The following is a 24,017-nucleotide window of genomic DNA, read 5'->3' on the forward strand; positions in this document are numbered from 1 at the left end:
TTGATTACAGCCTTGAAAACAGATACAGGTAAAGTCCGCCGGCATAATGAAGATGCGGCGGGCATTTTCACAAAAGAAGACGCGGTGCTTGCGGTTGTCGCCGACGGCATGGGCGGTCATCTTGCCGGAGATGTAGCGAGCAGGATGGCGGTTGCGGCGATGGAAGAGCAGTGGAACCGGACCGAAACGGTTCCTTCTCTGCCGTCTGCTTGCGAGGATTGGCTGAAAGACCGGATTCATGAGGCGAATGTCAAAGTACATGACCACGCTAAAGCGAATGAAGAATGCCGGGGAATGGGCACCACCGTTGTTTGCGCCTTATTCACCGGGAAATTTGTCACTGTGGCTCATATCGGAGACAGCCGGTGCTACCTGCTTCAAGAGGGGGAATTCACTCAGCTGACTGAAGACCATTCGCTTGTGAATGAGCTGGTCAAGACAGGAGAAATTTCGAAAGAGGACGCCGAGCACCATCCGCGGAAAAATGTATTGACGAGAGCGCTGGGGACAGATGAAACCATCAGTCCCGACGCCCGTTCTTTTGAACTGTCTGACGGCGATCAGCTGCTTTTATGCTCTGACGGACTGTCAAATAAAATAGAAGATCACGAGATCAAACAAATGCTTCAAGCTGAATCTGGTCCTCAGGAAAAAGTAGACCTTCTCATCAGCAAAGCGAATCAAAACGGCGGCGAAGATAACATCACGGCTGTGTTGATTGAGTTTTCCGCAGATGCAAAAGAGGGTGAAGACAAGTGCTAACCGGCAAGCGGATCAGCGGGCGTTATCATATCCTCCGGCCCATTGGCGGCGGCGGAATGGCAAACGTTTTTTTAGCTGAGGACATCATTCTCGAACGTGAAGTCGCAATTAAAATTCTGCGGTTTGACTTTGTGAATGACATTGATTTTATCAGGCGTTTCAGAAGAGAAGCACAGTCGGCATCAAGCCTCGATCATCCGAATATCGTCAGTATTTACGATATCGGGGAGGAAGGCGATATTTATTACATTGTCATGGAATATGTGGAAGGCATGACATTAAAGGAATACATAAACGCACACGGGCCGCTCCATCCGAAAGAAGCGCTGTCCATTATGGAGCAGATCGTCTCGGCCATCGCCCATGCCCATCAAAACCATATCGTGCACCGGGATATTAAACCGCACAATATATTGATAGATCATTTAGGGCATATCAAGGTGACGGATTTCGGCATCGCCACAGCGCTTACGTCTACGACAATCACACATACGAATTCTGTGCTGGGCTCGGTTCATTATTTGTCTCCGGAGCAGGCGAGAGGCGGTCTGGCAACGAAAAAATCAGATATTTATGCGCTCGGCATCGTGCTGTTTGAGCTTTTAACAGGTAAAATTCCTTTTGACGGAGAATCAGCCGTCAGCATAGCGCTAAAGCATTTGCAAACAGAAACGCCTTCCGCCAGAAAGTGGAACCCTTCCATTCCGCAGAGCGTCGAAAACATTATTTTGAAGGCAACCGCTAAAGACCCGTTTCACCGCTATGAAAGCGCCGAGGACATGGAAGCGGACATCAGAACGGCTTTTGACGCCGGCAGGCTGAATGAACAAAAGTTTTCCGTGCAGGATGATGAGGAAATGACAAAAGCCATTCCCGTTATTACTGACGGCGCAAAAGCCGCGCCTCAGGCGGAAACGCCGGGGGAGACGGACGATAAGGAACAGCAGCCCGCCAAAAAGAAAAAACGGAAATGGCCGTGGGTTTTGCTGGCCGTCTGTTTCATTTTCATTATGGCGGCTGTTCTTGCGGTCACCGTGTTTCCGTCTTTATTTATGCCTAAAGATGTAAGCGTCCCCGACGTACGGGGCATGAAGTACGAAAAAGCGGAAGCCCTGCTTGAAAAGAACGGGCTCCGGGCGGATCCTGATATAACGGACATTGAAGATGAAAAAATAGAAGAGGAATTAATGGTCAAAACGGACCCAAAAGCGGGGTCTACCGTTAAAGAAGGCTCTTCTGTAAAACTGTACAAAAGCATTGGAAAACCGAAAACCCAGCTGATCGACGTGAAAGGACGGCAGATCGGCGACGCAAAAAAAGCGCTGAAGGAAAAAGGCTTCAAACATGTCAATGTCAAAGAAGAGAACGATGACAGCGAGGCCGGCACCGTAATTGATCAGAACCCGTCAGCCGGCACCGACATGGTCGCAAGCGACGATGAAGTCAATCTAACGGTCAGTCTCGGCCCGGCGGACGTTACGCTGAGGGACTTAAAGACTTACAGCAAAGAAGCGGCTTCAGGGTATCTTGAAGATAACGGCCTGCAGCTTGTTGAAAAACAAGCCCATTCAGATGACGTGCCGGAAGGACAAGTCATGAAGCAAGAGCCGTCAGCCGGCACTGCGGTTAAGCCGGGAAGTAATGTTGAAGTGACGTTCTCGCTCGGACCTGAAGAAAAACCGGCGAAAACGGTAAAAGAAAAAATCAGCATTCCTTACGAACCCGAACATGAAGGGGACGAGCTTGAAGTGCAAATCGCCATCGATGATAAGGACCACAGCATCTCTGATACGTATGACTCATTTAAAATAAAAGAGCCGACTGAAAAAACAATTGAACTGAAGATTGATCAGGGACAGAAGGGGTATTATCAAGTGATGGTCGATCATAAAGTCGTCAGCTACAAAACGATTGAATACCCGAAAGATAATGACTGACAAGGAGGGACCCTATGCCTGAGGGCAAAATTATAAAAGCGTTAAGCGGATTCTATTATGTCTTGGATGAATCACAGGACAAGATCATTCAATGCAGGGGCCGGGGCATTTTCAGAAAAAATAAAATAACGCCCCTGGTCGGCGATTATGCCGTTTATCAGGCTGAAAATGATAAAGAAGGCTACCTGCTGGAAATCAAAGAACGAACAAACGAGCTGATCAGGCCGCCGATTTCAAATGTCGATCAGGCCGTTCTTGTCTTTTCTGCCGTTCAGCCGGCGTTCAGCACGTCTTTATTGGACCGTTTTCTCGTCCTTGTGGAAGCCAACGGCATTCACCCGATCATCTGCATAACCAAAATGGACTTAGCTGCAGACGGGGAATCGAAAGAGGCGATACTTTCTTACGTGAAAGACTATCAGGGGATCGGTTATGACGTATATGTGACGTCATCAAAAGAAAACAGCGGTTTAACAGGCATTGTGAAACACTTCGAGAACAAAACAACGGTGTTTGCCGGTCAGTCGGGAGTCGGAAAATCTTCGCTTTTAAATGCGATCAGCCCGGAGCTTGAGCTGAAAACAAACGAGATTTCCGCGCATTTGGGACGCGGAAAACATACGACGCGCCATGTGGAGCTCATTCATACATCAGGCGGTCTGGTGGCGGATACTCCGGGATTCAGTTCGCTTGAATTTACCGGCATTGAGGAAGAAGAGCTGGGCAGCACGTTCCCTGAGATCAGAGAAATAAGCGCCTCTTGCAAATTCAGAGGCTGTCTGCATCTTAAAGAGCCGAAATGCGCGGTAAAGCAAGCGGTGGAAGAAGGAGAGATTCAGCCGTACCGCTATGAGCATTACAAAGAATTTATGCAGGAAATAAAAGAGAGAAAGCCGAGGTATTAATATGATTAAGGTTGCGCCATCAATTCTTTCCGCCGATTTTGCTTCACTGGGCGAGGAAATTAAAGACGTGGAAAAAGGAGGGGCGGACTATATCCATATTGATGTCATGGATGGCCATTTCGTCCCTAACATTACAATCGGGCCGCTTATCGTTGAAGCCGTCCGTCCGGTGACTGATCTGCCGCTGGATGTCCATCTTATGATTGAAAACCCGGACCGCTACATCCCGGCATTCGCAAAAGCCGGTGCGGACATCCTTTCCGTTCATGCTGAAGCGTGTCCGCATCTTCACCGGACCATTCAATTGATAAAAGAGCAGGGGTTAAAAGCGGGAGTTGTGCTCAATCCGCATACGCCCGTCCAAATGATTGAACATGTGATCGAGGAGCTTGACCTTGTGCTGTTAATGACGGTTAACCCCGGTTTTGGCGGACAGCGCTTCATTCATTCGGTTCTGCCGAAAATCCGTCAGGTCAAACAGCTGGCTGAGGAGAAAGGCCTGTCTGAGCTTTTAATCGAGGTGGACGGAGGCGTTAATAAAGAAACAGCCCCTTTATGCGCTGAAGCGGGCGCCAATCTGCTTGTTGCCGGGTCTGCCGTATATAATCAGCCGGATCGGAAAAAAGCCATCGCTGACATCCGAAACGCGTAATAAACATGCTGAAAAAGAGCCCGGTAGAAAGCCGTCGGCTCTTTTCGCGTCTAAGAGAGAGGAAAACATATGAAGACAATCAATATCGTTGCGGGCGGCCCGCAGGAGCTTATTCCCGATCTATCCGAATACACTGACGGAGATACGACGTGGGTCGGAGTCGATAAAGGGACGGTTGCTCTTTTGGAGGCCGGAATCATTCCGCAGGAAGCTTTCGGTGATTTTGACAGCATTACGGAAGAGGAGCTCATGCAGATTCAAAAAGCGGCGCCGGCCCTCCATGTATATCAGGCGGAAAAAGATTATACCGATCTTGAACTCGCCCTTGACTGGGCTTTACAACTAGAACCGGAAACCATTCGGATATTCGGTGTGACGGGCGGAAGAGCCGATCACTTTTTAGGGAACATCCAGCTGCTGTATAAAGCTTTACATAAGAATACCGATGTCGAGCTGATCGACCGGCAGAATGACATTCAGATGTTCGGGCCCGGCCGTTATACAATTGAAGAAAAAGCAAGCAGACGCTATATTTCTTTCATTCCGTTTACGGAAGCGGCAGACGGCCTGACGCTCGACGGTTTTAAATATCCCCTTGATAATTGTCATATTCCTCTGGGTTCCACACTATGTATTAGTAACGAACTCATTCATTCACGAGGTACTTTTTCGTTTGCAAAAGGCATATTAATAATGGTAAGGAGCGCGGATTAGAAAAGCGGCTTCTGCCATATGCGGAAAAAACCATGAATCCTAAAGTGATGAACGCAGCGGATACGGGACTTATAGGAGGGGACAAAATGAAATTTTATACCATTAAATTGCCGAAGTTTTTAGGAGGAATTGTCCGGGCGATGCTGGGCTCATTTAGAAAAGAGTAAGCCCAAGAAGCTGAAATTGCCCTCTTTGAACGCATAAAAAACGCCTGCCGCATAAAAGGGCAGGCGTTCATTTTTGCTTATACACGCTCAACTTTACCGGATTTTAAAGCCCGGGCAGATACATACACTTTTTTAGGTTTGCCGTCAACGAGGATGCGGACCTTTTGAAGGTTGGCGCCCCAAGTACGCTTAGAAGCGTTCATTGCGTGAGAACGGTTGTTTCCGGCTTTTGTTTTTTTACCTGTAATAAAACATTTACGTGCCATTTGTTTCCCTCCTAACTGCGCGAAACATCTTTTCAAACATAGTGTCTCAGATGCTTTCGTTATACAATACTTTAAATAATTTACCACAGCTAAAAACCGTTTGCAACTATTGTTTCCCTTACTTTCAAGAAAAATCACTTGACATGTAAAACCAATCACATTTCCGCGCTGAAGGCCGCTGTCTGTATCTTTTCTTTTCATAATGGGATACATATAGTAGAATAATGATAACTCTATGCACCTGAAGGAGGAACCTGTGTGTCCATTGAAATGAAGACAAAATACGGACAGATTGATATATCCAACGAAGTCATCGCAATGGTTGCCGGAGGCGCTGCCATTGACTGTTACGGAATAGTGGGGATGGCCTCAAAAAACCAGATTAAAGACGGTTTGTCTGAAATCCTCCGGAGAGAGAACTTCGCAAAAGGCGTACATGTCCGTCAGGAAGCCGAACAAATACATATCGACATGTACATTATTGTCAGCTACGGCACTAAAATATCCGAAGTAGCCCACAATGTTCAGACGAAGGTAAAATACACAGTAAATCAAACAATCGGACTTGCAGTTGATTCTGTAAATATTTATGTCCAAGGCGTACGAGTAACGAACCCGTAGTGAGGAGGATGAGTATTGTCTAGACGAAACTTAGATGGGAGAGCTTTTGCGGCAATGATTCTGGCGGGGGCTGAGACATTGTCTCAAAACGCATCCGCGGTGGATGCGCTGAACGTGTTTCCCGTGCCTGACGGCGATACCGGAACAAATATGAATTTATCGATGTCATCCGGTGCAAGAGAGGTAGAGCACATTGACTCACCCGACATCGGCAAAGTCGGCATCGCCCTGTCAAAAGGCCTGCTTATGGGGGCGAGAGGAAACTCAGGGGTGATCTTGTCCCAATTGTTCAGAGGTTTCACAAAGAGCATTGAAAACAAAAACCAAATAGACGCCCAAGAATTTGCCGCAGCACTCCAAGCGGGAGTGGATATGGCATATAAGGCGGTCATGAAACCGGTTGAAGGAACGATTTTAACCGTGGCCAAGGATGCGGCTAAAAAAGCGGTCGCCTCGGCCAAAGAAGAAACCGATATCATTGCTCTCATGGAGGCCGTTATTGAAGAAGCGGAAGCGTCGCTGAACCGCACGCCGGATCTGCTTCCTGTTTTAAAGGACGTCGGTGTCGTTGACAGCGGCGGAAAAGGTCTGCTTTGTGTATATGAAGGCTTTTTGTCTGCTTTAAAAGGAGAGGCCGTACCGAAAAAAGCGGTTCTTCCGGCACTCGATGATATGGTGAATGCCGAGCATCATAAAAGCGCGCAGAGCATGCTGAGTACAGAAGATATTGAATTCGGATTTTGTACGGAAGTGATGGTAAGGCTGGATCAAGATAAACGGACGTTCAAGGAAGAGACGTTCAGAAACGAACTGAGCCGTTTCGGCGATTCATTGCTGGTCGTGGCTGATGATACGCTGGCGAAAGTCCATATTCATGCCGAAGAACCAGGGAACGTACTCAATCTCGCACAGCGTTACGGCGATTTGATTAAAATTAAAATTGAAAACATGAGGGAACAGCATACTTCAATCATCAGCCAAGAACATGATGAAAAAAAGCCGGCCGGCGTTATGAAAAAAGCCCGCAAGCCTTTTGGCATCGTGACTGTGGCAATGGGAGAGGGCATTTCTGAATTGTTTACGAGCATCGGCGCTTCACACGTAATCGAAGGCGGCCAAACAATGAATCCGAGCACGGAAGATATTGTTGAAGCCGTTCAGTCTGTCAATGCGGAGACGGTTTTCATTCTTCCGAACAATTCTAATATTGTGATGGCTGCCAATCAGGCGGCGAGCGTGGCTGAAGAAAATGTCATTGTCATTCCGGCAAAAACGGTCCCTCAAGGCATGACCGCCCTGCTTGCGTTTAACCCTGACCAGCCGGCTGATGTAAATGAAGCCAATATGCTTGAGGCCATTCGGAATGTGAAAAGCGGACAGGTGACATATTCAGTCAGAGACACCCATATTGACGGCAAAGATATTAAAAAAGGTGATTTTATCGGCATTTTAAACAGTTCAATTATCGGCAGCGCCGAAGATCGGATGAGTGCGGCGAAATTGCTGCTGGATGAAATGATCGGGGAAGAAGATGAAATCGTCACCATCCTGTACGGAGAGGACGCGCCGGAAGAAGAAGCTGAGAAACTTGCTGAGTATATTGCAAGCGTCTGTGGAGATATCGAGGTTGAAATCCATAACGGCAGACAGCCCCTGTATCCATATATATTTGCGGCAGAATAGAAGGGCTTATCAGGCCCTTCTATTCTTATGCCTTTATTTACCTGCGGCAGTGCGGCAGTGTGCCTGCTTGCCAATTGAGAAATGTTCAATTAGTCTAAAGAAAAGCGCTGAATAGAGTGATGTTAAGGAGGAACAAACCAGCATGAAGTATAGAAGCGTTTTTGATATTATCGGCCCGGTAATGATCGGTCCGTCCAGTTCACATACCGCAGGCGCCGCCCGGATCGGCAGAGTGGCCAGAAGCCTATTCAGGCGGGAGCCCCGCCGGATCGTTGTGTCTTTTTACGGATCATTTGCGGAGACGTATAAGGGTCACGGCACTGATGTCGCGATTATCGGCGGCCTGCTTGATTTTGATACATTTGATGAACGGATTAAAACAGCGATTCAAATTGCGGAAGAGAAGGGCATATATGTAGAGTTCCGTACAGAGGATGCCGTGCCTGTTCATCCGAATACAGCGCGTATCGTCATTTCTGATGATGAGGGAGAGCTTGCCCTTACCGGTATTTCCATCGGCGGCGGAAAAATAGAAATCACGGAGCTCAACGGCTTTGAGCTGCGTCTTTCCGGAAACCATCCGGCTATTTTAGTCGTTCACAATGATAAATTCGGCACGATTGCAGGCGTTGCCAATGTGCTTGCGAAATTCTCTATCAACGTCGGACATATGGAAGTGGCGCGTAAGGACGTCGGCCAGCTTGCGCTGATGACGATTGAGGTCGATCAGAATATTGAAGAAGAAGTGCTTGACGAGCTTTCAACACTTCCTAATATTATACAGGTTACTAAGATAGCTGACTAAAAAGTCAGGAGGAAAATGACATGTTTCGTAATGTAAAAGAATTAATAGAAATTACTCAAGAAAAACAAATTCCGATTTCGGAAGTGATGATCACCCAAGAGATGGAAGTAACGCAAAAAACGCGGGAAGAAATCTTTCAAGGAATGGAGCGCAATCTCTCCGTCATGGAAGCAGCTGTTGAAAAGGGGCTGAAGGGCGTCACGAGTCAGACCGGTTTAACAGGCGGAGATGCCGTGAAACTTCAGGCATACATCCAATCGGGAAGAAGCCTGTCGGGCAATCTGATTTTAGACGCCGTTTCTAAAGCTGTCGCGACAAATGAAGTCAATGCGGCCATGGGAACGATCTGCGCTACACCGACCGCCGGTTCTGCCGGGGTTGTGCCGGGAACGTTATTCGCCGTAAAGCATAAGCTGAACCCTACGACAGAACAAATGATCCGTTTTCTGTTTACAGCCGGCGCGTTCGGTTTTGTCGTAGCAAACAATGCGAGTATTTCAGGAGCGGCAGGAGGCTGTCAGGCGGAAGTCGGGTCAGCATCAGGCATGGCAGCGGCTGCGATTGTGGAAATGGCGGGCGGAACGCCTCAGCAATCAGCGGAAGCAATGGCGATTACACTGAAAAATATGCTCGGTCTCGTATGTGACCCGGTCGCCGGATTGGTAGAAGTGCCGTGTGTCAAACGAAACGCAATGGGAGCATCCAACGCAATGATCGCGGCGGATATGGCGCTGGCCGGGATTACAAGCCGCATTCCTTGCGATGAGGTGATTGACGCGATGTACAAAATCGGCCAGACAATGCCGACAGCACTGCGTGAAACGGGACAAGGCGGTTTAGCCGCGACACCGACGGGAAGAGAATTAGAGAAAAAAATTTTCGGAGGAGCGCTGAAATCAAGTGACACACCATCAGCAAACTAGTATAGCGGAAATTAAGGGCATTGGGCCGGAAACAGAAAAAACATTGCGCGAACTTGGTATCTATGACATTTCTGATCTTCTGAATTATTTCCCTTACCGTTATGACGACTATGAGCTGAGGGACTTAGAAGAAGTAAAACATGAAGAAAGAGTGACGGTAGAAGGGAAGGTTCATTCAGAACCTTCTCTTACCTATTACGGCAAAAAACGAAACAGGCTGACATTCAGGGTGCTTGTCGGCAATTATTTAATTACCGCGGTCTGCTTTAACCGTCCCTACTTAAAAAAGAAACTGACGTTAGGTTCTGTCGTCACGATATCCGGGAAATGGGATAAACACAGACAGACCGTTTCCGTGCAGGAATTAAAAAACGGTCCTCATCAAGAAGATAAAAGCATTGAGCCTGTTTATTCCGTTAAAGAAAACGTCACCGTAAAAATGATGAGACGGTTTATTAAGGAAGCGCTGCAGCATCATTTGGACAGTGCGGCCGATCCGCTTCCTGAAAAATTGAGAATCCGCTACAAGCTGCCTGATTACAAACATGCCCTGCAGACGATGCATCAGCCTGAAACGAGGGAATCGTTACAGCAGGCAAGACGCCGGTTTGTTTACGAGGAATTCTTATTATTTCAGCTGAAAATGCAGGCGTTCCGTAAAGCGGAAAGGGAACAGTCAAAAGGCATCAGCCATGTGTTCCCTGCTGAAAAGCTCGCCGCTTTCACAGACAGCCTGCCGTTTTCGCTCACAACCGCACAGACGCGCGTGCTTCGGGAAATTACCGCTGATATGACATCTCCTTACCGAATGAACCGTCTGCTGCAAGGTGATGTCGGTTCAGGGAAAACGGCCGTCGCCGCCATCGCTTTGTACGCTGCGATTCTGTCGGGGTATCAGGGGGCATTAATGGTGCCGACTGAAATTCTGGCCGAACAGCATGCAGATTCTCTCGTATCGTTATTTGCAAATGAAGATGTGAATATCGCGCTCTTGACGAGTTCTGTTAAAGGAAAGCGGCGCATGGAGCTTTTGGAGCGGCTTGCTCTCGGAGAGATTGATATTTTAGTAGGGACCCATGCTTTAATCCAGGACGAAGTGGAATTTAAAGCGCTGAGCCTTGTCATTACGGACGAGCAGCACAGGTTCGGAGTCGAACAGCGCAAAAAACTCAAGAATAAAGGCCAGGATCCGGATGTGCTGTTTATGACAGCCACCCCGATTCCGAGAACGTTGGCCATTACCGTCTTCGGAGAAATGGATGTTTCCGTGATAGATGAAATGCCCGCGGGGCGAAAACAAATCGAAACGTATTGGGTGAAACACGACATGCTGGAGCGGATTTTGGCTTTTATAGAAAAAGAGCTGAAACAGGGAAGGCAAGCCTATATTATCTGCCCGCTCATTGAAGAGTCGGATAAACTGGATGTACAGAATGCGATTGACGTATATAACATGCTGTCTGACGTTTACCGCGGGAAATGGAATGTCGGCCTGATGCACGGGAAGCTCCATTCTGATGAAAAAGATCAGGTGATGAGAGAATTCAGCGCCAATCAATGTCAGGTACTTGTGTCAACAACCGTCGTAGAAGTCGGGGTGAACGTGCCGAATGCGACGATTATGGTCATCTATGACGCCGACCGTTTCGGATTATCTCAGCTCCACCAGCTCCGCGGCCGGGTCGGGCGGGGAGACCACCAATCTTTCTGCATCTTGATGGCAGATCCGAAATCCGAAACCGGGAAGGAACGGATGAGAATCATGTCGGAGACAAACGACGGCTTCGAGCTGTCTGAAAAGGACCTTGAACTGCGCGGCCCCGGGGATTTCTTCGGAAAAAAACAGAGCGGTATGCCCGAGTTCAAGGTGGCGGATATGGTTCATGACTACAGAGCTTTGGAGACGGCCCGCCAGGATGCGGCCAATCTGGTGTCTTCAGAGGCTTTTTGGAAAGATGACGAATACCGCATGCTGCGCGGTCAATTACTTTCGAGCGGCGTCCTGGAAGGGGAGAAATTAAGCTGATTCTGTAAAATTCGGCGGCTTTCAAAAAACAATCATTGCATTCCAATCTATGAGATTATATACTACTATTAGTACCTAGTCTTAATTGTCCGGATGGTGTTTACAGATGAGAAGAAGCAAAAAAGAACGCCAAAAATTATTGCAGCAGACGATCAAATCGACACCCTTCATCACAGATGAAGAATTAGCGGGGAAATTCGGCGTCAGCATTCAGACGATCCGTTTAGACCGCTTAGAGCTCTCAATACCGGAGCTGAGGGAAAGAATTAAAAACGTGGCAGAACAAACGCTTGATGATGAAGTGAAATCACTGTCTTTAGACGAAGTGATCGGTGAAATTATTGATCTGGAGCTTGACGGCCAGGCCATTTCCATATTAGAAGTAAGACGCGAACATGTCTTCAGCCGCAATCAAATTGCGCGGGGGCATCATTTGTTTGCGCAGGCGAACTCACTCGCCGTAGCCGTCATTGATGATGAGCTGGCGCTGACCGCAAGCGCAAATATCCGCTTTACAAGACAGGTGAAAGAAGGCGAGCGCGTCGTTGCGAAAGCCAAAGTGACGGCAGTCGAAAAAGAAAAAGGCAGAACGGTAGTTGAAGTCAACAGCTATGTGGGAGAAGAAGTCGTGTTCTCCGGTAACTTTGACATGTACCGTTCAAAACAATCATAAAGGTGGAGCATGCATGAGAATAGCTGTAGATGCAATGGGAGGCGACAACGCACCCAAAGCTGTTATTGACGGAGTAATGAAGAGTATTGAGGCATTTGACGATCTCCATATTACGCTGGTCGGTGACAAGACAACGATAGAATCACACTTGCCAACAACATCAGACCGCATCACTGTGTTGCACGCCGATGAAGTGATTGAACCGACGGATGAACCGGTCCGCGCCGTACGCAGAAAGAAAAACTCTTCTATGGTGCTGATGGCGCAGGAAGTGGCTGAAAACAGAGCGGACGCCTGCATCTCAGCGGGGAATACAGGCGCACTCATGACAGCGGGACTGTTTATCGTCGGCAGAATTAAAGGAATCGACCGGCCTGCGCTTGCGCCGACGCTTCCGACCGTTTCAGGCGACGGTTTCCTTCTTTTGGACGTGGGAGCCAATGTCGATGCCAAACCGGAGCATCTTGTCCAGTACGGAATTATGGGATCTGTATATGCCCGGCAGGTTCTCGGAATCAGCTCGCCCCGCGTCGGCTTGTTAAATGTCGGCACGGAAGAAAAGAAGGGAAACGACCTGACAAAAAAGACGTTTGAATTATTAAAAGAAACAAACGTGAATTTTGTCGGAAACGTAGAGGCGAGAGACTTGCTCGAAGGCGCTGCTGACGTCATCGTCACAGACGGCTTTACGGGCAACGTCACGTTGAAAACATTGGAAGGTTCAGCGTTATCGATTTTCAAAATGCTGAAAGATACACTGACTTCAAGTTTTGTTTCTAAGCTCGCAGCGGGAGTGCTGAAGCCGAAGCTGATGGAAATGAAACTGAAAATGGACTATTCTGAGTACGGCGGGGCGAGTCTTTTCGGTTTGAAAGCGCCCGTCGTTAAAGCGCACGGCTCCTCTGACGCACGCGCTGTTTACCATGCGCTGCGCCAGGCGAGAGAAATGGTCAGCCAAAACGTGGCCGCATTTATAGAAGAAGAAGTAAAAGAAGAAAAAACAGATGAGTAGTCTGGAGGTTACCGCATCATGAGTAAGATTGCATTTTTATTTCCCGGACAGGGATCACAATATATCGGTATGGGAAAAGACCTGTACGAACGCGAAGAAGCGTCAAAACGTATTTTTGATGAAGCGGATGAAACGCTTGAAACAAAGCTGAGCTCGCTCATTTTTGAAGGTGACGCCGAAGAATTGACCCTTACATACAATGCGCAGCCCGCGCTGTTGACAACAAGCATCGCCGTATTGGAAAAGTTTAAAGAATCCGGCATCACCCCTGATTTCACCGCCGGCCACAGCCTCGGAGAATATTCGGCGCTTGTTGCGGCGGGAGCGATGACATTTAAAGATGCCGTTTACACGGTAAGAAAACGGGGAGAATTCATGAATGAAGCCGTGCCGGCCGGAGAAGGCGCCATGGCAGCTATTCTCGGCATGGATGCGGAGTCCTTGAAAAAGGTGACGGATCAAGTGACGGAAAACGGTCATCTCGTACAGCTTGCAAACCTGAACTGCCCCGGCCAGATCGTCATTTCCGGAACGGCAAAAGGCGTGGAGCTCGCTTCAGAAGAAGCGAAAAACAACGGAGCCAAACGAGCAATCCCATTAGAAGTAAGCGGACCGTTCCATTCTGAATTAATGAAGCCGGCAGCGCAAAAACTCGAGGAGGTGCTCAGCGCCTGTGAGTTAAAAAATGCGGCTGTTCCCGTGATTTCAAACGTTTCGGCTGACGTTATGACAGAAAAAGACGATATCAAGAAAAAATTGATCGAACAGCTGTACTCACCTGTACGCTTTGAAGAAACCATTAACAAACTGATTGACGAAGGTGTCACGACGTTTGTTGAAATCGGGCCCGGAAAAGTGCTTTCAGGCCTTGTGAAAAAAGTGAACCGCCGCCTTAAAACAATCTCGGTTTCTGACCATGAAACCATCGAACTGGCGATTCAAACGCTGAAGGAGGAGAATCAGGATGCTTAATGAAAAAACAGCAGTGGTAACGGGAGCGTCCCGCGGAATCGGGCGGGCGATCGCGCTTGGTCTTGCGAAAAACGGCTGTAACGTAGTAGTCAACTACTCCGGGAATGAAGCGAAAGCGAACGAAGTCGTAGATGAAATCAAATCTTTGGGCCGAAACGCGATCGCGGTAAAAGCCGATGTATCAAATTCCGAAGAAGTACAAAACATGATGAAAGAGGCTGTCGCTGCATTTTCTTCAATCGACATTCTCGTGAACAATGCGGGGATCACAAAAGACAATCTTCTGATGAGAATGAAAGAAAATGAATGGGATGATGTCATTAACATTAACCTGAAAGGTGTATTCAACTGCACGAAAGCCGTGACAAGACAGATGATGAAACAGCGCTCCGGCCGGATTATCAACGTATCATCAATTGTCGGCGTCAGCGGAAACCCCGGCCAGGCGAACTATGTGGCGGCAAAAGCCGGTGTAATCGGCTTAACGAAGTCATCAGCCAAAGAGCTTGCGAGCCGCAATATTACGGTTAATGCCATTGCTCCGGGCTTTATTTCTACAGATATGACGGACAAGCTTTCTAAAGAAGTCCAAGATGAAATGCTGAAGCAGATTCCGCTCGCGCGTTTCGGTGATCCTTCCGATATCAGCAGCGTTGTTACGTTCCTTGCGTCTGAAGGATCGCGTTATATGACGGGCCAAACCCTTCATATTGACGGCGGAATGGTGATGTAAAGATTTGTTTTTAAAATTTCATCCTAGTTTCTCTAGTTTTTTAAAAACGAATCCTCTATAATACTTGAGGGGAGGTGAATTGCTATGGCAGATACATTAGAGCGTGTAACGAAAATCATCGTAGACCGCCTTGGCGTTGATGAAGCTGACGTCAAACTTGAAGCTTCTTTCAAGGAAGACTTAGGTGCTGATTCCCTAGATGTAGTTGAGCTTGTTATGGAACTTGAAGACGAGTTTGATATGGAGATTTCTGACGAAGATGCTGAAAAGATTGCAACAGTCGGCGACGCTGTGAACTACATACAAAACCAGCAATAAGCTGATGCTAAAAGTCCCGCCTGACAGCGGGGCTTTAGCCCTTTAATCGTTCGGTTACCGGCGTCTGACGCTGTACGCGCTGCCGATTCCGTTTACGGCGGGGAGCGCGGTGAACCTGATGTGCCTATGGAGGTTACTATGTCAAAACACTCACATTTTAAAGATAAAAAAAAGTTCTATAAAAAAATAGAGCAATTTAAAGAGTTCCAAGAACGGATTTCGGTTCATTTTCAAAACGAGAAACTTTTGTATCAAGCATTTACACATTCATCTTATGTGAATGAGCATCGGAAAAAGCCGTATGAAGACAATGAAAGGCTTGAATTTTTAGGTGACGCTGTTTTGGAACTGACGATCTCCCAATTCTTATTTGCCAAATATCCGGCCATGAGTGAAGGAGATTTGACGAAGCTGAGAGCCGCTATCGTATGCGAGCCGTCACTCGTCTCACTTGCCCATGAATTGTCATTCGGCGATCTTGTTCTCTTGGGAAAAGGAGAAGAAATGACGGGCGGCAGAAAGCGTCCTGCGCTTTTAGCGGATGTGTTTGAAGCGTTTATCGGCGCACTGTATCTGGATCAGGGCCTTGAGCCGGTTCAGCAATTCCTGAAAGTGTACGTGTTCCCTAAAATAAACGATGGTGCTTTTTCTCATGTGATGGATTTCAAAAGCCAGCTTCAAGAATTTGTACAGCGGGACGGAAAAGGATCGCTTGAGTACAAAATTCTCAATGAAAAAGGGCCTGCCCACAACCGGGAATTCGAGGCGCTTGTCTCTCTTAAAGGTGAGGCGCTCGGTATCGGGAACGGACGTTCCAAAAAAGAAGCCGAGCAGCATGCGGCACAGGAAGCTCTTGCAAAAATGCAAAAACATCATACGAAACAATAAAATCCCCCTGTTTCCCTAGGGGGATTTCAGTATGTCTGCGCCTGATATAAGCGGGTGATTATGATAATATTGAGATACTTATACGATAAGGAGGATCTGGGATGTTCCTCAAACGTTTAGACGTTATAGGATTTAAATCATTTGCAGAACGGATATCCGTTGACTTTGTAAAAGGCGTCACGGCCGTTGTCGGTCCGAACGGCAGCGGAAAGAGCAACATTACCGAAGCCATCCGCTGGGTGCTCGGCGAACAATCAGCCCGCTCGCTTCGGGGCGGAAAAATGGAAGATATCATTTTTGCGGGAAGTGATTCGCGCAAGCGGCTGAACCTTGCCGAAGTCACGTTAACGCTTGATAATGAAGATCATTTTCTCCCGATCGATTACCACGAAGTCAGCGTGACGAGACGGGTGTACCGTTCCGGAGAGAGTGAATTTCTCATCAACAATCAGCAGTGCCGCCTGAAAGATATCATTGACTTATTTATGGACTCCGGGCTCGGGAAAGAAGCATTCTCTATTATCAGCCAGGGGAAAGTTGAAGAGATTCTCAGCAGCAAAGCGGAAGACCGCCGCAGTATTTTTGAAGAAGCGGCCGGCGTGCTGAAATATAAAACAAGAAAGAAAAAAGCGGAAAACAAACTGTTTGAGACGCAGGATAACTTAAACAGGGTGGAAGATATTCTCCACGAGCTTGAAGATCAGGTCGAACCGCTGAAAATCCAGGCTTCAATCGCCAAAGACTACTTAGAAAAAAAGAAAGAGCTTGAACATGTCGAAATTGCCCTTACCGCCTTTGACATCGAAGAACTGCATGGCAGATGGTCGGGTTTAAAAGAAAAGGTGCAGGCGGCTAAAGAAGAAGAATTGGCGGAATCATCGGCTCTGTCCGCAAAAGAAGCGATGATAGAAGAGACGAGAGATAAAATCCACGCGCTTGATGAATCCGTCAACGAACTGCAGCAGGTTCTGCTCGTGACAAGTGAAGAGCTGGAAAAGCTGGAAGGCCGGAAAGAAGTGCTGAAAGAGCGCAAAAAAAACGCCGCGCAAAACCGGGAACAGCTTGAGGAATCCGTTACACATTACACGAACAAAGAAGCCGAACTGAAAGCGGACATTGAAAAACAGTCTGCCGTCTATGATAAGCTGCGTGCGGAAGTGAAGCGGTTAAACGCCCAGGTGAAAGAAAAGCAGCAGGCTCTCAGTCTGCATAATGAAAATGTAGAAGACAAAATTGAACAATTAAAAAGCGATTACTTTGAATTGTTAAACAGCCAGGCGTCGATTCGCAACGAGCTGCAGCTTTTAGATGACCAGATGTCCCAATCTGCGGTCCAGCAGGCGAGACTGACCGCAAACAATGAAAAATACCTTGAAGAACGAAACGATATTGCAGTCCGCAAAGCGGCATGCGAAGAAGAATTGGCCGCCATTGAAGAGGATATTCACAATCAGGTCGTCCGCTTTCGCGAAGTCCAGACAGCATATGAACAGAAAAAACGCCAATATGAAAAGAAAGAATCTGCGCTGTATCAGGCATATCAATTCGTCCAGCAGGCCAGATCCAAAAAAGATATGCTTGAAACGATGCAAGGCGATTTTTCAGGATTTTACCAAGGCGTAAAAGAAGTGTTGAAGCAGAAAGAGCAGCTTGGCGGCATCCGCGGCGCCGTTCTCGAACTGATTGCCACCGAACAAAAGTATGAAACGGCGATCGAGATTGCACTCGGCGCAGCGGCGCAGCACGTTGTCACAGACGACGAGCAGGCGGCGCGGAAAGCGATTCAATATTTAAAACAGAATTCATTCGGCCGCGCGACGTTCCTGCCGCTTACGGTTATGAAACCGCGCCAGCTCCAAACCCGTGATGAACAGACGGCTTCAAAGCATCCGTCTTTCCTCGGCACAGCGAGCGGGCTTGTCACATATGATGCCGCGTATCGGAATGTCATTCAAAACCTTCTCGGCACCGTGCTGATCACTGAAGATTTAAAAGGCGCAAATGAACTGGCCAAGCTTCTCGGGCACCGCTACCGCATCGTGACGCTTGAGGGCGATGTCGTCAATCCAGGCGGATCAATGACAGGCGGCGCGGTCAAAAAGAAAAACAATTCTCTGCTCGGCAGAAGCCGTGAGCTTGAGACGGTGACTGCGCGGCTTGCCGAAATGGAAGAAAAAACAGCTCTGCTCGAAAAAGAGGTCAAAACGCTGAAGCAGGCCATTCAAGAGCTTGAACATACGCTGAGCGGTCTCCGTGAAGACGGTGAAGCTTTCAGAACAAAGCAGCAGGATGTAAAAGGCAGGCTGTATGAACTCGAAGTCGCTGAAAAGAACATCAATACCCATCTGGAGCTTTACGATCAGGAGAAAGCATCGCTGACGGAAAGCAGCCGGGAAAAAGAGACGCGCAAATCAGCTCTGGAAGAACAGCTGAGTGAGGCATCCGGCCAGCTGAAAGAGCTTGAGGAAGAGATGGAAAGGCTGACAAAACAAAAGCAGACCCTATCCTCAACAAAAGAAACGCTCTCTCATGAACTGACGGAATGTAAAGTGGCCGCTGCGAAAAAAGAACAGGCGTGCTCGAGTGAGGAAGACAACCTCAAAAGGCTGAAAAAAGAGCTTGAAGAAACGCAGCTCGCTCTGAAAGAAACACGGGAAGATTTAAGCCTCCTGACCTCAGAGATGACGTCCAGCACAAGCGGTGAGGAGCAGCTTGAAGAAGCAGCCCATCATAAGCTTCACGATAAAACGAGAACGATTGAATTGATCGCCAGCCGGCGCGACCAGCGTGTGAAGCTCCAGCGGTCTCTTGATACGAACGAGCTTGAGCTGAAAGAGATGAAGCGTCTGTACAAGCAAAAAACAGAAATTTTGAAAGATGAAGAGGTAAAACTTGGCCGGATGGAAGTCGAGCTTGATAATCTCTTGCAGTATTTACGCGAGGAGTACAGCTTATCCTTTGAAGGGGCAAAAGAACAATATCAGCTCGAACTCGAGCCTGAAGAGGCGAGAAAACGGGTCAAACTGATCAAGCTTTCAATTGAAGAGCTCGGAACGGTCAATCTCGGCAGCATCGATGAATTTGAAAGAGTAAACGAACGGTATCAGTTTTTAACAGAGCAGAAAAATGACCTGACGGAAGCGAAAAACACACTGTTTCAAGTCATTGAAGAAATGGATTCTGAAATGACGAAGCGATTCCATGAAACGTTTGTCCAGATCCGTTCTCAATTCAACGACGTGTTCCGTTCTTTATTCGGAGGAGGACGGGCTGAACTGAAGCTGACTGATCCGAATGATCTTCTTAATTCCGGGGTGGACATTATCGCGCAGCCTCCGGGCAAAAAACTGCAAAACTTAAATCTTTTGTCAGGGGGAGAACGGGCGCTGACTGCCATTGCCCTTTTGTTCTCCATTCTGAAAGTAAGGCCCGTGCCGTTCTGCGTCCTTGATGAAGTGGAAGCTGCGCTTGATGAAGCCAATGTATTCAGGTTTGCGCAATATTTAAAAAAATACAGCGGCGACAGCCAGTTTATCGTTATCACCCACAGAAAAGGCACCATGGAAGAAGCGGATGTCCTCTACGGTGTTACGATGCAGGAATCCGGCGTTTCCCGAATGGTTTCGGTCAAACTGGAAGAAACAAAAGAATTCGTTCAGTAACGAGGAAAGAGGTTGAAAGATGAGCTTTTTTAAAAAATTAAAAGAGAAAATCACGAAACAGACAGACTCCGTCTCTGAAAAATTTAAAGATGGTCTTGAAAAAACAAGAAATTCCTTCTCAAATAAAGTGAACGAACTCGTCTCCCGCTACCGGAAAGTCGACGAGGATTTCTTCGAGGAGCTTGAGGAAGTGCTGATTGGCGCTGACGTCGGTTTTACAACCGTTATGGAGCTGATTGATGAGCTCAAAAATGAAGTGAAGCTGAAAAACATCCAGGATCCTCAGGAAGTGCAGTCCGTCATTTCTGAAAAGCTTGTCGACATTTATAACAGCGGCGACGAACAGATTTCTGAATTAAATATTCAGGACGGGCGCCTGAACGTTATTCTGCTTGTCGGGGTAAACGGCGTCGGAAAAACGACAACGATCGGAAAACTTGCCCATAAGCTGAAGAATGAAGGCAAATCCGTTGTGCTCGCTGCCGGAGACACCTTCAGAGCCGGGGCGATTGAACAGCTTGAAGTGTGGGGGGAGCGTACAGGCGTGCCTGTCATTAAACAGGCTGCCGGAAGCGACCCTGCTGCGGTTATTTATGATGCCGTACACGCGGCTAAAGCAAGAGGAGCGGATGTGCTGATTTGTGATACGGCCGGCCGCCTTCAGAATAAAGTAAACTTAATGAAAGAGCTTGAAAAAGTCAAACGCGTCATCGAACGCGAAGTGCCTGAGGCTCCGCATGAGGTTCTCCTTGCGCTGGACGCGACGACAGGCCAAAATGCGATGGCGCAGGCGGAAGAATTCTCCAAAGCGACGAATGTGACGGGTATCGCGTTAACGAAGCTTGACGGCACCGCAAAAGGCGGTATCGTCCTGGCGATCCGCAATGAGCTTCACATCCCCGTGAAACTGGTCGGCCTCGGAGAAAAGGTTGACGATCTCCAGCGATTTGATGCAGAATCTTACGTATACGGTCTCTTTTCTGATTTAGTTGAAAAAGCCGAGGATTAATGAATAAAAAACGAGTATAAAATGGACGGTTTTATACTCGTTTTTTTATACGCATTGATAGATCGGAATGGAGGGGGCAATTGTTGGACAAATGGCTGAAAGCTGAATTGGAAAGTAAGATCGGCTCGATAAACCATATGTCGCTGTTGGATGAACAGGGAGGCACTTCAACCGTTCGAAAAATAGTGACCGGCCAAGACGCATTTCTGCTGAAAAGTTCTTTTCAACAGAAGTATCGGGAATGGTTAATGAGAGAAGCCTTCGTTTTACAAAAACTGACGGAAACTCGTCGTCTGCCTGTTCCTATTTATTATGGGATGATACAGGAACAGCATGCCAGCCATATCCTAATGTCATTTGAGGATGGAATCACCCTGACTTCGGCTTTAAGAAAAGCAAAAGGGGATACTGAAAAGAAAAAGCTGATCAAAAGTTTCGGCCAGTTTCTGCAACGGCTGCATGAAACCGAAATGGTCTCTGGTTTACAGCCGGAGACAGACTGGCTCGATCTGCAAATCAAACGAGCCGGAGAATATGTCAAAAAAGGACAGGCTGAAGGAAGTGCAGAGCTTTTGAAGGAATTGGACAGGTGCAGGCCTGTTCCTGTTCAGCAGACAATGATTCACGGTGACTGCACGACTGAAAATGTGCTGGTGAAAGACGGAGAGGTCTATCTGTTTATCGATGCTGCGGGAATATCGGCGGGAGATCCGCGATATGATGAATCATTAGCGATCAGTCATTTTGTCACAAATGAAACATGCCTCAATGCTTTTTACGAAGGCTATTGCCGCTATCGTGTATCAAAACAAGAATTCGAGTATTTTAACGACGGTCTATATGAATTTTTTTAAAAAAACTTATTATGTAAAAAGAGCATCATGCTTTGACAAGATAAAAACTTGACACACGCTCTGAAACCATGTAAACTAAGTTTTTGTAAAGGGATTTGACTTAACAAAGGGGAGAGCTCAAATGTCGCTCGAAAAAACGACGAGAATGAACTATTTATTTGACTTCTATCAGTCGTTGCTGACGTCAAAACAAAAGAGCTATATGTCGCTTTATTATCTGGACGATTTCTCCCTTGGTGAAATAGCCGAAGAGTATGACGTTTCAAGGCAAGCCGTTTACGATAACATCAAACGGACTGAAGCGATGCTTGAACAATATGAAGAAAAACTGCTCCTTTTTAAAAAGTTTCAGGAGCGTAAAGAAATGTTTACAAAGCTGAAAGAGCTTGCTTCCGGGTTGCAGGAAGAGGAAAAAATGACGGCTCTGATTGAAGCGCTTGAGAAATTAGATTAGGAGGCGGCAAACAATGGCATTTGAAGGATTAGCCGACCGACTGCAAAAGACGATTTCAAAAATCCGCGGAAAAGGAAAAGTCAGCGAACAAGACGTAAAAGAGATGATGCGTGAAGTTCGTCTTGCGCTTCTTGAGGCTGACGTTAACTTTAAAGTCGTAAAGGATTTTGTGAAAAAAGTAAGTGAACGGGCTGTCGGACAGGACGTTATGCAGAGTCTGACACCCGGTCAGCAGGTTATTAAAGTCGTAAAAGAAGAGCTTACCGAGCTGATGGGCGGCGAAGAAAGCAAAATTGCCGTCGCCAAACGCCCGCCGACCGTTATTATGATGGTCGGGCTCCAAGGTGCCGGTAAAACGACAACCACGGGGAAGCTTGCCAACCTGCTGCGCAAAAAACATAACCGCAAACCGCTGCTCGTGGCTGCGGATATTTACCGCCCCGCCGCGATTAAACAGCTGGAAACACTGGGGAAACAGCTTGATATGCCGGTCTTTTCGCTTGGCGATCAGGTCAGCCCGGTGGAAATTGCCAGACAGGCGATTGAAAAAGCGAAGGAAGAGCATCATGATTATGTGATTTTAGATACCGCCGGACGGCTGCACATCGATCATGAACTGATGGATGAGCTCTCCGGCGTAAAGGAAGTCGCAAATCCTGAGGAAATTTTCCTTGTCGTCGACTCAATGACCGGTCAGGATGCGGTAAACGTCGCCAAAAGCTTTAATGACCAGCTCGGTTTAACGGGTGTCATTTTAACAAAGCTTGACGGGGATACCCGCGGAGGTGCGGCGCTTTCTATCCGCGCGGTCACCGAAACGCCGATTAAATTCGCCGGAATGGGAGAAAAGCTAGATGCTCTTGAAGCGTTCCATCCTGAACGGATGGCATCCCGGATTCTCGGAATGGGTGACGTGCTGACGCTGATTGAAAAAGCTCAGGCGACCGTTGATGAAGACAAAGCCAAAGAGCTTGAGCAGAAAATGAGAACGATGAGCTTCACATTGGATGATTTTCTGGAGCAGCTCGGCCAGGTCCGAAACATGGGGCCTCTTGACGAACTGCTGCAAATGATGCCCGGCGCAGGCAAAATGAAAGGCTTAAAAAACATCCAAGTCGATGAAAAACAGCTGAATCATGTGGAAGCAATCATTAAATCAATGACTGTTCTTGAAAAAGAACAGCCGGATATCATTAACGCCAGCCGGCGGAAGCGGATTGCCAAAGGAAGCGGAACATCCGTTCAGGAAGTCAACCGTCTTTTAAAGCAGTTTGAGGAAATGAAAAAAATGATGAAGCAGATGACCAACATGACAAAAGGGAAGAAAAAAGGCTTTAAATTACCTTTTATGTAATCGGTTATACATGATAAAACCGTTGTTAAGAAAAAACACTTTACAAACACTTTTATCATTGTTAATATACTATCTTGTTGAAATATTTTCGGAGGTGCTAGTAAAATGGCAGTAAAAATTCGTTTAAAACGTATGGGAGCAAAAAAATCTCCTTTCTATCGTATTGTTGTAGCAGATTCTCGTTCACCGCGTGACGGCCGTTTCATCGAAACAGTCGGCACATACAACCCGGTTGCAAAGCCGGCTGAAGTGAAAATCAACGAAGAGCTTGCTCTTAAATGGCTTCAAACAGGAGCTAAACCTTCTGATACAGTCCGCAACTTGTTCTCAAACCAAGGAATTATGGAAAAATTCCACAACGCTAAACAAGGCAAGTAATGACTGATCAGAACTTGGAAGATTTGATTGTCAGCATTGTGGCTCCGCTTGTCGACCATCCGGAAGACATAACGGTCACAAAGGAAGAGACTGATCAAAAGATTGCGCTGCGCTTATCTGTCAATAAGTCAGATACCGGTAAAATTATCGGAAAGCAAGGCCGGACTGCAAGAGCGATTCGAACCGTCGTTTTTGCAGCTGGCGCACAGTCTTCTAAGAAAGTTCAATTTGAAATATTTGACTGAAAAA

Annotated in this window: 25 protein-coding genes; 24 read left to right on the top strand and 1 reads right to left on the bottom strand. The window is 47.3% G+C overall.

Going from position 1 to position 24,017, the window contains the following annotated elements; genetic code table 11:
- The 6 genes from MY7_RS06790 to spoVM all read left to right on the top strand — a co-directional run bounded on the left by MY7_RS06790 (nt 1) and on the right by spoVM (nt 5,137).
- A complete protein-coding gene (locus tag MY7_RS06790; protein WP_029325904.1) occupies nt 1-762 on the top strand; it encodes a Stp1/IreP family PP2C-type Ser/Thr phosphatase in 762 nt (253 codons plus the stop codon).
- Nucleotides 756-2,699 (top strand): Stk1 family PASTA domain-containing Ser/Thr kinase, encoded by a 1,944-nt coding sequence (gene pknB / locus MY7_RS06795; protein WP_007611349.1) that lies wholly within the window; start codon nt 756-758, stop codon nt 2,697-2,699. Before MY7_RS06790 ends, pknB begins: the two co-directional genes overlap by 7 nt.
- A gap of 14 nt (nt 2,700-2,713) precedes the next feature.
- A complete protein-coding gene (rsgA, locus tag MY7_RS06800; protein WP_007611350.1) occupies nt 2,714-3,604 on the top strand; it encodes a ribosome small subunit-dependent GTPase A in 891 nt (296 codons plus the stop codon).
- A gap of 1 nt (nt 3,605) precedes the next feature.
- Nucleotides 3,606-4,256 carry a ribulose-phosphate 3-epimerase gene (gene rpe, locus MY7_RS06805; protein WP_007611355.1) on the top strand — a complete coding sequence of 217 codons (651 nt, stop codon included), beginning with the start codon at nt 3,606-3,608 and terminating at the stop codon, nt 4,254-4,256.
- Nucleotides 4,257-4,325: 69 nt separating this feature from the next.
- Nucleotides 4,326-4,970: a thiamine diphosphokinase gene (locus MY7_RS06810; RefSeq protein WP_007611361.1), complete on the top strand. Its 645-nt coding sequence runs from the start codon at nt 4,326-4,328 to the stop codon at nt 4,968-4,970.
- 86 nt (nt 4,971-5,056) lie between these two features.
- Nucleotides 5,057-5,137, top strand: coding sequence for a stage V sporulation protein SpoVM (gene spoVM / locus MY7_RS06815; protein ID WP_003154329.1), 81 nt, complete (start codon nt 5,057-5,059; stop codon nt 5,135-5,137).
- A 77-nt stretch (nt 5,138-5,214) separates the two neighbouring features.
- On the opposite strand, the gene rpmB is transcribed toward spoVM, so the two are convergent.
- Nucleotides 5,215-5,403, bottom strand: coding sequence for a 50S ribosomal protein L28 (gene rpmB / locus MY7_RS06820; protein WP_003154328.1), 189 nt, complete (start codon nt 5,401-5,403; stop codon nt 5,215-5,217).
- A 258-nt stretch (nt 5,404-5,661) separates the two neighbouring features.
- Between rpmB and MY7_RS06825 the strand changes: the two genes are divergently transcribed.
- From MY7_RS06825 to MY7_RS06910, 18 genes are all read left to right on the top strand, one after another.
- Nucleotides 5,662-6,024 (top strand): Asp23/Gls24 family envelope stress response protein, encoded by a 363-nt coding sequence (locus MY7_RS06825; RefSeq protein WP_003154327.1) that lies wholly within the window; start codon nt 5,662-5,664, stop codon nt 6,022-6,024.
- 15 nt (nt 6,025-6,039) lie between these two features.
- On the top strand, nt 6,040-7,707 hold the full coding sequence (locus MY7_RS06830) for a DAK2 domain-containing protein (RefSeq protein ID WP_029325905.1): 1,668 nt from the start codon (nt 6,040-6,042) through the stop codon (nt 7,705-7,707).
- Nucleotides 7,708-7,849: 142 nt separating this feature from the next.
- Nucleotides 7,850-8,512, top strand: coding sequence for an L-serine ammonia-lyase, iron-sulfur-dependent subunit beta (gene sdaAB / locus MY7_RS06835; RefSeq protein ID WP_003154325.1), 663 nt, complete (start codon nt 7,850-7,852; stop codon nt 8,510-8,512).
- Nucleotides 8,513-8,532: 20 nt separating this feature from the next.
- Nucleotides 8,533-9,435, top strand: coding sequence for an L-serine ammonia-lyase, iron-sulfur-dependent, subunit alpha (gene sdaAA / locus MY7_RS06840; protein WP_003154324.1), 903 nt, complete (start codon nt 8,533-8,535; stop codon nt 9,433-9,435).
- A complete protein-coding gene (recG, locus tag MY7_RS06845) occupies nt 9,413-11,461 on the top strand; it encodes an ATP-dependent DNA helicase RecG (protein ID WP_007611376.1) in 2,049 nt (682 codons plus the stop codon). The genes sdaAA and recG overlap by 23 nt, the downstream gene beginning before the upstream one ends.
- Before the next feature lie 106 nt (nt 11,462-11,567).
- On the top strand, nt 11,568-12,134 hold the full coding sequence (fapR, locus tag MY7_RS06850; RefSeq protein ID WP_007611377.1) for a transcription factor FapR: 567 nt from the start codon (nt 11,568-11,570) through the stop codon (nt 12,132-12,134).
- A 13-nt stretch (nt 12,135-12,147) separates the two neighbouring features.
- Complete coding sequence (gene plsX, locus MY7_RS06855; RefSeq protein ID WP_007409758.1) at nt 12,148-13,146, top strand: phosphate acyltransferase PlsX; 999 nt, start codon at nt 12,148-12,150, stop codon at nt 13,144-13,146.
- Between the two features lie 18 nt (nt 13,147-13,164).
- Nucleotides 13,165-14,118, top strand: coding sequence for an ACP S-malonyltransferase (gene fabD / locus MY7_RS06860; protein WP_003154316.1), 954 nt, complete (start codon nt 13,165-13,167; stop codon nt 14,116-14,118).
- On the top strand, nt 14,111-14,851 hold the full coding sequence (gene fabG, locus MY7_RS06865) for a 3-oxoacyl-[acyl-carrier-protein] reductase (RefSeq protein ID WP_007611378.1): 741 nt from the start codon (nt 14,111-14,113) through the stop codon (nt 14,849-14,851). The genes fabD and fabG overlap by 8 nt, the downstream gene beginning before the upstream one ends.
- A gap of 84 nt (nt 14,852-14,935) precedes the next feature.
- The gene (acpP, locus tag MY7_RS06870) at nt 14,936-15,169 is read left to right on the top strand and encodes an acyl carrier protein (protein WP_003154310.1); all 234 of its coding nucleotides are present in this window, start codon (nt 14,936-14,938) and stop codon (nt 15,167-15,169) included.
- A gap of 138 nt (nt 15,170-15,307) precedes the next feature.
- On the top strand, nt 15,308-16,057 hold the full coding sequence (gene rncS, locus MY7_RS06875; RefSeq protein ID WP_014417754.1) for a ribonuclease III: 750 nt from the start codon (nt 15,308-15,310) through the stop codon (nt 16,055-16,057).
- Nucleotides 16,058-16,158: 101 nt separating this feature from the next.
- Entirely contained in the window at nt 16,159-19,719 is a 3,561-nt protein-coding gene (gene smc / locus MY7_RS06880; RefSeq protein ID WP_007611381.1) for a chromosome segregation protein SMC, read from the top strand.
- 19 nt (nt 19,720-19,738) lie between these two features.
- Nucleotides 19,739-20,728 carry a signal recognition particle-docking protein FtsY gene (ftsY, locus tag MY7_RS06885; protein ID WP_007611382.1) on the top strand — a complete coding sequence of 330 codons (990 nt, stop codon included), beginning with the start codon at nt 19,739-19,741 and terminating at the stop codon, nt 20,726-20,728.
- A gap of 83 nt (nt 20,729-20,811) precedes the next feature.
- Nucleotides 20,812-21,582, top strand: a complete 771-nt coding sequence (locus MY7_RS06890) for a phosphotransferase family protein (RefSeq protein WP_007611383.1) — start codon at nt 20,812-20,814, stop codon at nt 21,580-21,582.
- A 121-nt stretch (nt 21,583-21,703) separates the two neighbouring features.
- Nucleotides 21,704-22,036 carry a putative DNA-binding protein gene (locus MY7_RS06895; protein WP_003154299.1) on the top strand — a complete coding sequence of 111 codons (333 nt, stop codon included), beginning with the start codon at nt 21,704-21,706 and terminating at the stop codon, nt 22,034-22,036.
- Nucleotides 22,037-22,049: 13 nt separating this feature from the next.
- Entirely contained in the window at nt 22,050-23,390 is a 1,341-nt protein-coding gene (ffh, locus tag MY7_RS06900) for a signal recognition particle protein (protein WP_007409763.1), read from the top strand.
- 105 nt (nt 23,391-23,495) lie between these two features.
- Nucleotides 23,496-23,768 carry a 30S ribosomal protein S16 gene (gene rpsP / locus MY7_RS06905; protein ID WP_007611384.1) on the top strand — a complete coding sequence of 91 codons (273 nt, stop codon included), beginning with the start codon at nt 23,496-23,498 and terminating at the stop codon, nt 23,766-23,768.
- On the top strand, nt 23,768-24,013 hold the full coding sequence (locus MY7_RS06910) for a KH domain-containing protein (RefSeq protein ID WP_007611392.1): 246 nt from the start codon (nt 23,768-23,770) through the stop codon (nt 24,011-24,013). The genes rpsP and MY7_RS06910 overlap by 1 nt, the downstream gene beginning before the upstream one ends.
- Nucleotides 24,014-24,017: the final 4 nt, after the last annotated feature.

Source organism: Bacillus sp. 5B6 (assembly GCF_000259405.1).
Lineage (GTDB): Bacteria > Bacillota > Bacilli > Bacillales > Bacillaceae > Bacillus > Bacillus velezensis.